The organism is Thermocatellispora tengchongensis (assembly GCF_014202315.1).
GTDB lineage: Bacteria > Actinomycetota > Actinomycetes > Streptosporangiales > Streptosporangiaceae > Thermocatellispora > Thermocatellispora tengchongensis.
Window position 1 is genome coordinate 112072 of record NZ_JACHGN010000004.1, and the last position, 12907, is coordinate 124978.

Annotated in this window: 13 protein-coding genes; 4 read left to right on the forward strand and 9 right to left on the reverse strand. The window is 72.3% G+C overall.

Features of this window, described 5'->3' with window-relative positions:
- Positions 1–11 precede the first annotated feature (11 nt).
- Positions 12–1463, reverse strand: coding sequence for a lactonase family protein (locus tag HNP84_RS09895; RefSeq protein ID WP_185049160.1), 1452 nt, complete (start codon positions 1461–1463; stop codon positions 12–14).
- A 457-nt stretch (positions 1464–1920) separates the two neighbouring features.
- On the opposite strand from HNP84_RS09895, the gene HNP84_RS09900 reads away from it, so the two are divergent.
- From HNP84_RS09900 to HNP84_RS09910, 3 genes are read left to right on the forward strand one after another with little or no spacing between them, the layout of a single operon-like run.
- Positions 1921–3615 (forward strand): PHP domain-containing protein, encoded by a 1695-nt coding sequence (locus HNP84_RS09900; protein ID WP_185049161.1) that lies wholly within the window; start codon positions 1921–1923, stop codon positions 3613–3615.
- Positions 3612–4112, forward strand: a complete 501-nt coding sequence (locus tag HNP84_RS09905) for a hypothetical protein (protein WP_221336098.1) — start codon at positions 3612–3614, stop codon at positions 4110–4112. Before HNP84_RS09900 ends, HNP84_RS09905 begins: the two co-directional genes overlap by 4 nt.
- Positions 4113–4170: 58 nt before the next feature.
- Positions 4171–5463 carry a DUF2252 domain-containing protein gene (locus HNP84_RS09910; RefSeq protein WP_312924256.1) on the forward strand — a complete coding sequence of 431 codons (1293 nt, stop codon included), beginning with the start codon at positions 4171–4173 and terminating at the stop codon, positions 5461–5463.
- A 29-nt stretch (positions 5464–5492) separates the two neighbouring features.
- Here HNP84_RS09910 and HNP84_RS09915 read toward each other — a convergent pair whose 3' ends face one another.
- Together HNP84_RS09915 and HNP84_RS09920 are read right to left on the reverse strand one after the other, a co-directional pair.
- Positions 5493–6647 carry a sensor histidine kinase gene (locus HNP84_RS09915; protein ID WP_312924257.1) on the reverse strand — a complete coding sequence of 385 codons (1155 nt, stop codon included), beginning with the start codon at positions 6645–6647 and terminating at the stop codon, positions 5493–5495.
- The gene (locus HNP84_RS09920; protein ID WP_185049164.1) at positions 6644–7477 is read right to left on the reverse strand and encodes a CPBP family intramembrane glutamic endopeptidase; all 834 of its coding nucleotides are present in this window, start codon (positions 7475–7477) and stop codon (positions 6644–6646) included. The genes HNP84_RS09915 and HNP84_RS09920 overlap by 4 nt, the downstream gene beginning before the upstream one ends.
- Positions 7478–7894: 417 nt before the next feature.
- On the opposite strand from HNP84_RS09920, the gene HNP84_RS09925 reads away from it, so the two are divergent.
- On the forward strand, positions 7895–8782 hold the full coding sequence (locus HNP84_RS09925) for an alpha/beta fold hydrolase (protein WP_246518010.1): 888 nt from the start codon (positions 7895–7897) through the stop codon (positions 8780–8782).
- Positions 8783–9055: 273 nt separating this feature from the next.
- Here the strand turns inward: HNP84_RS09925 and HNP84_RS09930 are convergent, their stop codons facing one another.
- From HNP84_RS09930 to HNP84_RS09955, 6 genes are all read right to left on the reverse strand, one after another.
- Complete coding sequence (locus HNP84_RS09930) at positions 9056–9229, reverse strand: hypothetical protein (RefSeq protein ID WP_221336099.1); 174 nt, start codon at positions 9227–9229, stop codon at positions 9056–9058.
- Between the two features lie 145 nt (positions 9230–9374).
- On the reverse strand, positions 9375–9998 hold the full coding sequence (locus HNP84_RS09935; protein WP_221336100.1) for a TetR/AcrR family transcriptional regulator: 624 nt from the start codon (positions 9996–9998) through the stop codon (positions 9375–9377).
- 117 nt (positions 9999–10115) lie between these two features.
- Positions 10116–10256, reverse strand: coding sequence for a hypothetical protein (locus HNP84_RS09940; protein ID WP_185049168.1), 141 nt, complete (start codon positions 10254–10256; stop codon positions 10116–10118).
- Positions 10253–10417 (reverse strand): RraA family protein, encoded by a 165-nt coding sequence (locus HNP84_RS09945; RefSeq protein WP_221336101.1) that lies wholly within the window; start codon positions 10415–10417, stop codon positions 10253–10255. The genes HNP84_RS09940 and HNP84_RS09945 overlap by 4 nt, the downstream gene beginning before the upstream one ends.
- Positions 10418–10586: 169 nt before the next feature.
- Complete coding sequence (locus HNP84_RS09950; RefSeq protein ID WP_221336102.1) at positions 10587–11975, reverse strand: alpha/beta hydrolase family protein; 1389 nt, start codon at positions 11973–11975, stop codon at positions 10587–10589.
- Positions 11972–12886 (reverse strand): alpha/beta hydrolase family protein, encoded by a 915-nt coding sequence (locus HNP84_RS09955; protein WP_185049170.1) that lies wholly within the window; start codon positions 12884–12886, stop codon positions 11972–11974. The genes HNP84_RS09950 and HNP84_RS09955 overlap by 4 nt, the downstream gene beginning before the upstream one ends.
- Between the last annotated feature and the right edge of the window lie 21 nt (positions 12887–12907).

Genomic DNA, 12907 nt, shown 5'->3' on the forward strand with positions numbered 1-12907 from the left:
CGGTCGGAGGATCAGAAGGAGGCGATCCCGAACGGCGCGGCCTCGCCGCCGCGGCCGAAGGGCTCAAGCTGGAACACCTGGTGCTGCTCCACGTAGGTCAGCAGCCCGTTGGAGTTGACCTTGAACACCCACAGGGAGCCGTTGAAGGAGTTGAGCTGGTACAGGAACCCGCCGTCGCGGCTCAGGCTCAGGTCGGTCGCGCCCTCGGGAATCCGGTCGTTCTTGCGGTCCTTGCCGTCCGGCGCGGAGGCCACCTCCTGCGCCAGCGTCAGCGCCCCGTCGCGGCCCAGCCGGTAGGACGAGATGATGCCGCCGTCGAAGGGGCTGGAGACGAACACCAGGCGCTGGTCACGGGTGATCGCCACCCAGCAACTGTCGGTCTGCCGGTTGGCGACCGAGCCGTTGATCGAGCGCAGCGTGCGGTCCCCGTTGATCTCGTACGCCGCGGCGTTGCCGCCGCCCGGGTTGGCCAGGGCGCCGTTCTGCTCGCTGACGATCAGCTTGCCGTCGCGGGTGAAGTTGAAGCCGAACGGCCCGACGCCGCTGGGGTCGTTGAGCTGCTTGCGGCCCAGGGTGCCGTCGTAGCGGACGTCGAAGGTGACCAGCGCGCCCTTGTTCTGCCGGCTCTGCCCCGGCAGCGAGGCGATGCGCTCGCTGACGACGAGGGTGCGCCCGTCGGGCGTGAACGACACCTGCGAGCAGCCGGAACGCCCGCGCCCGCTGAGCTGGCGGGTGGAGTTCTCGATCGCCTGCAGCGCGCCGTCGGGGGTGACCCGGAAGCCGGTCACCGACGGGGCGTCGCCGTGCCCGCAGTTCTCCAGCGCCGTGGTGGGGCCGACGATCAGCCGCCGATCCTCCTCGCCGCTGTTGAGGACGTACAGCAGGCCGTTGTTCACGGTCAGGCTCACCGGCCGCTTGCCGCCCGAGGGCGTCTGGCCCACCAGCTCAAGCCCTCCGCCCAGCACCCGGAACACCGAGATCGTGCCGCTGCCGGCGTTGGTGACGAACAGCAGGTCGGCCTGGTCGATGTTCTGGATCGGCGACGCCTCGCCGTCGGCGGTGCCCAGCACGATCCCCTGGGCGCTGTCCTCGAAGCTGCCGGTGCCCTGGCCGCCGGTGGCGTACCGGCCGACCTCGCTCAGCGTCCCGTCCGCCTCGCGGGCGAACGCGACGACCTCGTTCGCGACGGGGTCGTTGGACTGCAGGAACACCGCGCCCTCGCGCAGATCGGCGTCTCCCGCGGGCCGTACCCCGTTCTCCACCGTCGCGACCTGCCCGCCGTCGCCCTCTGCCGGTGGGGCGGTCGGCTGGGCGGGCGCCTCGTCCATGACCAGCCCCGCCCGGCCCAGCTCGGCGTCGTCCTCCCCGACCGCCCGGGTGAGAAGCGAGGACGCGACCGCGATGGCCACCGCCACCACCACGGCGAGCAGCGTCACCAGCGTCCGCCGTCCCCGTTTCCTCATGTACGCCGCTCCGGCCGACGCCCACGCGGGCTCTCCCGGCGGGCCCGGAACGGAAAACGGCGGCGGCGCGAACGCCTGGGCCTGACCCTGCGCGTCCGTACGCCGGCAGTCGCAGGCTTCCCCGTGCTCACAGTTGTTTGCCATGACAACCTCCTCGGCGAATCACTCACCGAGAATGCGGCGCACCCCGTGGCCAGGGCGTGACACCCGCGTCGCACCCGCGTACGGACCCCGCGCCGCACCCGCTCACGGCCCCGCGCCCCACCCGCTCACGGCCCCGCGCCCCACCCCCTTACGGCCCCGCTTCGCCGCGCCCGGGTGCGGAGCCGAAAGCTGGTGTTCGCGTGGGCGTCGGAGGTCGAACACCTGTCGTTCCCCAAGATCCGTGAGATTGTCTGCGGCATTTTTCGCCGCTCGAATCGGACAGCTACATGGGCCAAGGCCCAGGGGAGCACAAATGGGCCACGGCCACTCACACCACGATCACGACCACATTCAGGGCGCCGGCGGGGACCTGCCCCCGGCGCTCGACCTGTCCGTGCCGGAGAGCGAGCTGTCGCCGGAGGAGTCCTCCCGGCGGGGGTTCCTGCGTCGTACCGGGCTGCTCGGCGCGGGCGTCGCCGCGACCGTGCTGGCCACCACGGAGCCGGCGCACGCGCAGGCCGCCGCTCACGGGCGAGGCCGCGAGGAGAAGGGCGGGTTCCTGTGGCTGGCCGGTGACCACCACATCCACACCCAGTACAGCTCCGACGCCCAGTACCGGGTGGTGGACCAGGCCCGGCACGCGCACGCGTACGGGCTGGACTGGATCGTCATCACCGACCACGGCAGCGCCACGCACGCCAAGATCGGCGTGGAGAAGGTGAACCCGGACATCGTCGCGGCCCGGGAGCAGATCGAGGACCTGCTGATCTACCAGGGCCTGGAGTGGAACATCCCGGCCGCCGAGCACGCCACCGTGTTCGTCCACCCCGGCCGCAACGAGGTGGCGGTGCTCAAGGAGTTCGAGAACGCCTACGACGGCAGCGTCAAGGGCGCCGGCGACTCGACCCCGGCCAACGAGGCCCTGGCCATCGCGGGCATCAAGTTCCTCGGCGAGCAGGTGCGCAGGCGCCGGGTCGAGGGCGCGCTGTTCCTGGCCAACCACCCGGCCCGGCGCGGCATCGACTCCCCGCACGAGATGCGCGCCTGGCGCGACGCCGACCCCAGCGTCGCGATCGGCATGGAGGGCGCCCCCGGCCACCAGGCCGCCGGCCTGCCACGCGCGAGCGGCGGGCGCGCCCGCGGTTACTACGACAACAACCCCTCCGCCGCGTCGTTCCCCGGCTATCCCCTGGAGAGCTACCGCACCTGGGGCGGCTTCGACTGGATGACCGCGACCGTCGGCGGGCTGTGGGACAGCCTGCTCGCCGAGGGCAGGCCGTGGTGGATCAGCGCCAACTCCGACTCGCACGTCAACTACCTGGACACCTCGCAGCGCGGGCCCAACAGCGACTTCAACCTCAACGGCAAGTACAACGACCCGGTGTACGGGCCGGTGCTCACCGACGCCGGCGACTACTGGCCGGGCCAGTACAGCCGTACGCACGTCGGCGCCACCTCCTTCGGCTACCGCGCGGTGATGGACGGGCTGCGGGCGGGCCGGGTGTGGGTGGACCACGGCGGCCTGATCAGCGGGCTCGACGTCCGGGTCCGGCGGGCCGGCGACCGGCGCAGGGACACCGGCACCCCGCTGGGCGGCGTCATGCGGGTCAGGCGGGGCACGAGCGTGGAGGTGGTCATCGACATCGACCTGGCCACCACGCCGAACTGGGCGCAGTTCGTGCCCAGGCTGGCCCGGGTGGACGTGATCGCCGGTACGGTGACCGGCCCGGTCTCCGACCCGGACGCCTTCACCGCCCCGAACACCCGCGTCGTGAAGTCCTTCGAGGTGAGCCAGAACACCGGCCGGGTCTCCTTCACCCACTCCTTCGGCAGCGTGAGCGAGCCGTTCTACCTGCGCATCCGCGGCACCGACGGCAAGCGCAGCGCACCGGGCCTGATGGGCGCCCAGGTAGACCCGGCCGGTCCCGCGCTGGACGTCGCCGGCGCCGCCGACCCGTGGGAGGACCTGTGGTTCTACGCCAACCCGATCTGGGTGCTGCCCAGTTGATCGGGCTCAGCCTGGGACACCGTACGGAGCGGGAGGCCGAGCACTGGCTGCGCGAGATCGTGCCGCCGTCCGGCCTCCCGGGCCTGGTCGCCTGCACCCACCTGGTGCAGGCGCCGTACCCGCACGTCGCGATCAGCCTGGCCGTCGCCGAACCGCCGCCCGGCCTCCCGGCGCCGGCGCCGGAGCTGCGCGACGCGGCCGGACGCGCCGCGGCCGAGCACGCCGCCCGCCGCTCCGGGCGGGCGGTGCTCTACCCCGGAGTGGAGCGCCTGACCGGCACCCTGACCGTGGGCGAGGTGCTGGCGGTGAGCGCCATCGAGAGGGTGACGCAGCTCGGCGGCCCGCCGCCCGGCCCGGACGTGGAGGTCGAGACCCGGGACTTCGTCCGCCCGCTCTGGCACGACGGCCTGCTCACGCTGGTCACCGTGCCGGTCGCCGGGGGCCGGGTGGCGCCGTTCGAGGTGCCCGACCCGACTCCCTGCTGCGCCGATCATTGATGCCCCGGTCACGCTCCGTACGCGCACGGTTTCCCGTGTAGATATATCGTGACCAGTTGTGGACCGTTCCCAGCACATCCTCGACATGCTCGTCACCGAGTTCGGCCGATCCATCTCCCGCGACCCGGCGGCCTTCCGCCGCAAGTTCCGCAAGATGGCGGCCTCGCCCTTCGCCTTCTACCGCGGCAGCGCGTGCCTGTTCTACGCCGACATGACCGGCGCGTTCGCGGACGAGGCGTACCTCGACGAGCAGACCAGCCGGGTGTGGATCCACGGCGACCTGCACGCGGAGAACTTCGGCACCTACATGAACGCCTCCGGGGTGCTGGTGTTCAACGTCAACGACTTCGACGAGGCCTACGTCGGCCCGTACACGTGGGACCTCAAGCGCCTGGCCGCCAGCCTCGCGCTGATCGGCTACGCCAAGGCGCTGTCCGACCACGCGATCACGGCCCTGGTGCGCGAGTTCGCGCAGGCGTACCTGGACGAGCTGACCGGCCTGGCCGAGGGCGGCGACGACGCGATGGGCGCGCTCACGCTGGCCACCACGACCGGCGTGCTCCACCGGGTGCTGCAACGGGCCCGGCTCAACACCCGGGTCGCGCTGCTGGACCTGGAGACCACGATCGAGAACTTCGACCGCCGGTTCGGCGTGATGGAGGGCCGCTTCCCCGTTGACGCCGCCACCCGGCGCCTGGTCGAGGCGGCCTTCGCCGACTATGTCACCACGCTGCCCGCGGTCTCGGAGGTCGGGCACGAGATCAAGGATGTTGCGCTGCGCACGGGGGTGGGCATCGGCTCGGCCGGGCTGCCGTCGTACAACCTGCTGCTGGAGGGCCACACCCAGGCCCTGGAGAACGACGTCATCCTGTACATGAAGCAGGCCCAGACCCCGGCCGTGGCCCGGCACATCGACGACGAGCGCGTCCGGTCCTACTTCCGCCACCAGGGCCACCGCACCGCCGAGTCGCAGCGGGCCCTCCAGGCCTACGCCGACCCCTGGCTCGGCTACACCGAGCTGAACGGCGTGGGCCAGCTCGTCGCGGAGGTCTCGCCCTACTCCGCCGACCTGGACTGGGACGAGGTCAACGAGCCCGAGGAGTTCACCTCCGTGGTGCGGTACCTCGGCGTCGCGGTGGCCCGCATGCACTCCGTCGCCGACGACGAGTCCAGCCACGACCTGGTGAACTTCTCCACCGAGGACGCCATCGCCGCGGTCATCGGCGACGACCACGCCGGGTTCGCCCGGACGCTGGTGGACTTCGCCCACGCCTACGGCGCGCGGGCCCGCGCCGACCACCAGCTCTTCGTGGACCTGTTCCGCAACGAGCGCCTGGTCCCGGGCCTGTAGTCACCCGCCCCGCACGCCTCCGTCACCGGTCACGACGGGCTCCCCGTGGGGATGCGGGCCCGTACGACGAAGCCGCCGTCGGCCTGCCGGTCGGCGCTGAACTCGCCGTCCAGGGCCTCGACCCGCTCCCGGAGCCCGGCCAGACCCCGCCCGCTCCCGCCAAGAGAGCCGGTCCGCGAGCCGGAACCGTCGTTGCCGATCTCCACGCTGATCTCCTTGCGGCCATGGCGCACGCGAACCCCGGTACGGCTGCCGTGGGCGTACTTGAGGGCGTTCGTCAGAGCTTCCTGCACGACCCGATAGGCCACGAACTCGGCGCTGCCGGCCGGCTCCGCCGGGGTGCCCTCCTCGGCGAACTCCACCGGCTGCCCGGCCGAGCGGGTCTGCTCCACGAGCGTGCGCAGGTCACCGGTGGACGGCGTGCTGACGTCGGTGTCGTGGTCGGGGTTGAGCAGGTCGAGCAGGTGCCGCAGGTCGGAGATGGCCCGCCGGCCGGTGTCGGTGACCGCGCTCAGGGCCGTGTCGAGGCGTTCGGGCGCGGCGGTCAGGTAGCGCGCCGCCTCGGCCTGCACGACCATGGCGGTCACGTGGTGGGTGACGACGTCGTGGAGTTCGCTGGCGATGCGGGTGCGTTCGGCGGCGCGGGTGGCCTCGGCGATGTGGCGGCGGCGTTCGGCCTCGGCGGCCCGGGTGGAGCGCAGCCAGGCCCCGACGGCCCACGCGAGGACCAGCGCCAGGTAGAACAGCGCGAGGTCCGCCGGCCCCTCGTTCGAGCCGAGCCGGTCGAGCGCGACCACCAGCGGCAGGTACGCCGCGGACAGCAGGACCACGGTGACACGCCGGTGCCGTTCCAGATGGGCGCCCGCGCTCATCAGCGCGATGGGCAGCGCGATGCCCGCCACCGCGTGGTAGGTGAAGAGCTGGTCCAGGGCGAAACCCAGCGACACCAGGACGAGGCCGGCGGCCGGCCACCGCCGGCGCACGGTGAGCGGGAGGCTCTCCAGGGCGACCACGAGGACGGCCAGCGCGTCGTAGGGGCGGGCCGGCAGATCGCCGAGCTGCGTCCCGTCGCCGTGGAACCCCGGCAGGAGCGACACGACGGTCAGCAGCAGCGCCAACGGGAAATCCCGGACCATGACGTCACACCGCCGCCACAGGTCCGGGATCCGGCGAAGAACCGTCACCGGGCGAGCCCGGCGGTCGCGGCGGCCCGGGAGCCGCGCCGCAGCGGGACCAGGTTGCCCCGCCGGCGGGCCAGCCACATGAACGCGATCGTCAGCAGCGCGCCGAACAGAACCGCGTACGGGCTCGCCTCCGGCCCGAACTCGCCGCCGGTGAGCAGGGCGGGGCCGGACGTCACGGCGTTCAGCAGCCCCTGCGCGGTGCCGTTGCCGGAGACCTCGGTGCTGAAGATGCCGGCCGCGGCGAAGTTCCAGCCGAAGTGCAGGCCGATCGGCAGCCACAGGGTGCGGGTGGCGGCGTAGGCGGCGGCGAGCATGCCACCGGCCTCGATCGCGATCGCGATCGCGCCCCACAGGCTGGCGTGCGGGTTGAACAGGTGCGACAGGCCGAACAGCACGCCGGTCAGCACCAGCGCGAGCCACGTGCCGGTGCGTTCCTCGATGATCCGGAACAGGATGCCGCGGAAGATCAGCTCCTCGGTCACGGCGGCGGCGGCCATGAAGCCGAACAGCCCGGCCGCGCCCGCCACCGATCCCAGGCCGTCCACCCGGTAGTAGCCCAGGAAGGCGATGTTGACGATGACGGCCGCGAACATCCCGACGCCGATCAGCATCCCCCGGCCGATGCTCGGGGCGGCCCCCTTCGCGGCCACCTCCACCGGCGCCCGGCGCTCGGACCACCGCACCACCCGGGCGTACACGAACACCGCGAGCGCCGCCGTCGCGACACCGAGCACCAGGGTGAGCACCGCGTTCCCCTGCACCGCGCCCACGGCCGCGCTGCCGGCGAAGGCGACCACCGCGACGGCCACGAGTTGCTTCAACAGTCGCATGACGACTCCTTTACGGGATCCCGCGGCCGGAGCGCCGCGGCTACGTCGAGAACGCTATGGATTCGACGCCCCGGAATCGTCACCACAGGGTGGACATTCGCGGGTAGCTCGCACGGGGGACAACCGGATGCGCCACGCGAAACGGCCCCCCGGGCCGCCTAGTTGCGGGGCGCGGGCGGTGCCGAGCCGACATGCCCGCCAGGGCACCACCCGCCCCGCGAGAGGGGCCAGTCCCTTTGATGGGCCGGCGCGCTTGTCCCCCGTGCGAGCTACCGGCGAATGTCCACCGCACGGTGACGATTCCGGCACCGCCGATTCCGTAGCGTTCTCGTCGTCGCCACGGCGGCACCCCACCACCCCACCGGGGAAACCGACCCGACCTCGATCCGCTCACCGGAGGACATAATGCCGCGCAAGATGAACAGGACCGTCGCGATCGCGCTGTGCTGCGCCGTGGCCGGCGGGGCTCTCACCGCCTGCTCAGGCGGCTCCCTGGAGAACTGGGACCCGCTCGCCCCCGCCACCCCCGAAGCCGACGCCGACCTGATCTCCGGAACCCAGAAGATCGATGTCGCGGGCAGCTCGGTGAACGTCTCCTGCTCCGGCGACCCGGCCGGCGACCGGCCGGTCATCGTCCTGCTGCCCGGAGCGGGCGACGGCCTGGACAAGATGGCCGCCCTCCAGAAGACCCTGAGCGAGAAGAACCGGGTCTGCACCTACGACCGCCTCGGCGCGGGCGCCAGCGACCAGCCCGACGCCCCCCAGGACTTCACCGCCACCGGGAAGATCCTGACCGGGGTCCTGGACCGCGTCGCCGGTGACGCCCCGGTCGTCCTGGCCGGGCACTCCCTGGGCGGCCTGATCGCCGCCAGGTACGCCCCCGACCACCAGGACAGGGTCAAGGGGGTGGTGCTGATGGACGCCACCTCCCCCACCATGACCGCCGACATCACCACGGCGATCCCCGAGTCCGCCACCGGCCCGGCGGCCGAGTTGCGCGCCCAGAACCTCGCGGTGCTCCAGGGGAACAACCCGGAGAAGCTCGTCATCCCCGACGGGAAGGTCCGTTCCGCCGGGGACATCCCGGTGGAGGTGATCCAGCACGGCAAGCGGTATCTGGCGGCCGTGCCGGAGTACGGCCCGCGCCTGGAGAAGGCGTGGTCCGCGGGCCAGCGCAAGTGGCTGGCGCTGTCCAGCCGCAGCAAGCTGAGCACGGCCACCGACAGCGAGCACTACATCTACGTCGATCAGCCCGATGTCGCCGTCAAGGCCATCCAGCGCGTCGCCTCCCAGGTCGCCGGCTGAGCGCGATGACGGACATGTCGCGAGCGATGCCGCCGGAGAGTCAGTGGGATCTCCTCGACGAGTACGGCTTGAACGGCCGCTTCGATGTGGTCTGGATCGAACGGAGGAACCGGGACTGGTTCGCAGCCTCGCGCGTCCTCTACCGCATTCCCACGGACGCCTGGTCTCGCTGATTCAGCCCTTTCCAGCGCACCAGATCCCGGCACGCCAACCGTCGCCCGCGATCCCACAAGCGCCACATCACGACTGCCTGGTTTGGCGTGTGCCCAGGGCTCACGTCACGGGCACGAGGTCGGGCAGGGTGAGGGCCGAATGGGCCGGGCGGCCCTCCGTGGGGGGCATGGCACTGAGATCGCGCAGCCTGTTGTTGCGCTGCTCCAGGGCCTGAGCGGTGGTCGGGAAGAGTGTGGCGCCACCCTCGCCGACCAGCCCCTGGTTCGCGGTCACGAACTCGCGGGTGCCGTATTCGTAGGCGGCGTCCGAGGTGGTGTGCTATGGCGGACCATCGGCCCAGGGGCGTATCGACAGTACGGGCCGAGCCGCTCGCGTCGAAGCGGCCGGCAGGCGCGCACGCAGCCGCCTTGGCCGCCGATCAGCCGGCCCGCGCCCACCCGCGCAACGCGCCGAGGTAGGCCTCGGTCAGCCGGGTGATGACCTCTCGGCGGGACAGGTCGGTCTCCTGCAGCAGGTCCTGGATCTCCCGCGGGTCGTACATCATGTTGTTGAGGAACAGGGCGTACTCGATCATGTTGTCCGGGAGGCCGAGGTCGTCGAGCAGCCCTTGCACCGGCCGGCTCCAGGCGTCGCGCAGGGCGGCGATGATCTCGTTCCCGTTGTGGAGCCGCTCCAGGAAACCCCGCCGGGATCGAAGCTGCACCAACGCCGGGCCGTGCTCGGCGAGAAGGTCCACCCATTTGTCCACGACGGCATCGAACAGCGGTCGCCCTTCCGCGGTCGATGTCGTGCTGAAATCGCGGAGCTTCTCGACGACGCTGAGCACATAGGCCGCGAGCACGTCGTCCATCGAGGAGTAGTAGCGGTAGGCGGTGGCCGGGCCGATCTCCGCGCGGGACGCTACGGCCTGCATGGTGAGCTGCCCGGGCGCCTCGCGGGCGAGCTCGCCGACGGCGTCGAGGAGGCGCCGGCGGTTGCGGCGGGTGTCACTCCGCAGCTTGCGCTCCCCACGTGGGGCGGCCTGCTGATCGGTCACAGGCATCCTCCCCCTCATCGAAATGCAGGCGAAGTATATCCGCTCCAAGTGGCCTGTATTCGGCCGTGCAGGTGAATCCGAAGGCCAGTCGGCGATCACCTGGGCGGGTGCCGCCCGGCCTCGTCAGGGTCTCGCGTCGCCGAGGTGACGGACGATGCGGGCCAGCCCGATCCGCAGGTCGTCCTCGGAGGCCGGGGCGAGGGCCGGGCGCCGCGACCGGCGGCGCAGTTCCCCGATCCGGAAGGCGGGCAGCATGGTGGTCATCGGGCCGCCGCCGTACGGCCGGAGCGCCCAGCGAGGATGCGCTGCCGGAGCGCCTCCTCCTTCTCGACGATCCCGCCGATCGCGTCCACGACTTCCCGCACGCGGTGGCGGGGGACGACGACGCCGTCGGCGTCACCGACGAGCACGTCACCGGCCGCCACACCACGCCGCCGACCGCGACCGGGGCGCCGATGGCGCCGGGTCCGTTCTTGAACGGTCCGGCGGGGGTGGTGACCGCACGTGCACCGTCAGGGCGTTTCCGAGTGACGCGGCGCGCTCCGAAAGGGGCCGCTGCCCGGCGCGTCCGGCGCGGGCAGCGGCCCCTGCGGCTCAGCTCGGGTAGGGCCGGTTGAACCGGGGTGGGGTGAAGGAGACATACCGCGGGGCGGGGCCGGCCCCCAGCGCCGCGGCGCGGGCGTTCATCGCCGCGGCGGACGTCGCGGGCCAGTGACCGTTCCGCAGCCGGTCGAACATCGTCACCAGCGCCGCCTGCTGCTCCGCCGGTGAGAAGTCGCAGTGGCCGACGGTCTCGGTGTACGTCTGGCGCAGCAGGGGGTTCGCTCCCGCCCGGCGCACCTTCTCCCCGTACGACTGCTGCTGGGCGACGGTGGAGATCTGGTCACCGGTGCCGGACAAGGTCAGGACGGGGATCCGCAGTTCGCCGTCCAGGACGATGCCGCGGGAGAACCGCTTGACGGCCTCCGGGTCGGCCGCGATGCGAGGCGCGGCGGCCAGCTTCCTCAAGTCGGCCCCGAGTTCCAGACCTGCCGCCTTGTACAGTTCGCCGACGGCGCGCCGGAGGGCGGGATCGGCCAGGCGCAGTTGCCTCGTGTAGTCCACGCCGGTGTTCCAGGACGGGTTTCCGCCGACCACCGCCATGATCTGGCGCCGGCTGCTCATGGCCTGCCCGACGTAGGGCAGGGGGCCACCGGCGAGCGCGAGGTAGGCGCCCCGCTCCAGCGCGTCGGCGTCCCCGCTGTCCGGAGGCGGCGGCGTGGACCCGTCGGGGTTCCGCCCCCACGCCGGTAGCTGGCCGATCGCGGCGGCCAGTGCGATCCGGGCTCGGCCCTCGGGAGTCTGCTGTGCCGCGGCGAGGGCGTCGATCCACGCCTTCCGGGCCGACTCGACATCCTCCGGGATGTCGATGACCGGCAGCCCCGGTGCGATCAGGCGCTCAAGCACGAAGAGCGTGTCGAGCTTCTGATTCCACTGGGCGACGGACCCGCCCAGTCCCCCGCACATCGGGACGGCCGCGTCGAAGGCGTCGGGGTGGACCTGGGCGACGCCGGCGGCGACGAAGCCTCCCATCGAGTTCCCGGAGGCGATCGCCTTGCGGGCCGGGCCGTAGGTCTGCTCGAAGCGGGTCAGCGCTTCGGCCTGGTTGTCGATGGCGGACCGGATGTCCCAGCCGGTGATCGCCCGGCTCGTCCCGCCGCGGGCCACGCCGTCGGCCAGCAACCTCGCGGTCAGTGGCTCGTTCCGGCCCGAACCGGCGAAGTCGAGGGCGACCACCACGGTGCCGTTCCAGTCGGCCGGGACGACGAACTCGTACGGCGTGCCGTCATCGAGGGTGCCGCTGATGCAGGTGGGGCGGGCGGGGGACTCCGGCAGGCACGGTGTGCCGCCGGAGGGCCCGGCGGGGGCGGCGGCGGCGGTTCCGCTCCCGACGGCGGTCGCCACCGCGATGGCCAGGCACACGGTCGCTTTGCGGCGGATCACAGCGAAAGCCCCTTCGACTCGATCGTCCAGCCGTCCTCGGCGCACAGTCCGCAGTCGGGACCGACGAAGCGCGCCCCGGCAGCGCGGTCGCCGCGCAGGATGTAGTCGAACCAGTCCGCGGCCACCTGCCAGCCCTCGGTCGCCTCAAGACCCGCGATCAAGCCGACGTGGCCCGCCGCCGCGTCACTGGCCAGCACGGCGGGGACGTCGAGCAAGGCGTAGTTCTCGATGCTGTTCTGGTAGGCGACGTCGTCCGGACCGCCGTTGACCAGCAGCGTCGGAGTGTGCAGGTCGGCGAGACGGTCGCGCCCGTAGCCGCCGAAGCTCGGCTGCGGGAAGTACCCGGTGTTGAATCCGGCGACCGCGTCGACCATGGGGTCGGTCCCGGCGGCGAGGGCCTCGATGCCGCCGCAACTGTGGCCGAGCACGCCGACCCGCGTCGTGTCCACGCGTCCGTCGAACTGCTTGCGGGCCTGCTTCGTCTCGGTGGCCCAGCGGGCGGCCGCGAGGAGCGCCTCGGGGTGCGCCGTCGTTTTGTCGGGGGTGCTGGGGACGGGGAACTCGTCCACCCCGCCGTTGGCCACGACGATGTATCCCTGGGACGCCAGGCCGGTGAGGAACGTGATCCCTTCGAGGTTGCTCGTCGCGCAGGCGCCGTTGCCGTGGACGATCACGGGCAGGCTGCCCTTCGGCAGAGCCTTGAGGTCGGCCGGGCGGTAGACGGTGTGCCCGGGCAACCCGTCGGCGGCCTCCCGGACCGTGGGCAGCACGGTCGGCGAGGAGGAACCGGCTGTGGCGGGCTTCGGCGGTGGCGGATTGTGGGCGGCCGCGGCGGGGCCGGGGCCGGCGAGGACGACCGCCCCCACGGTCGCCGCCAGCAGGGTCCGCGCGGTCATGGAGCGGGCGAACATGGTTTCCTCCACGGTTGATGG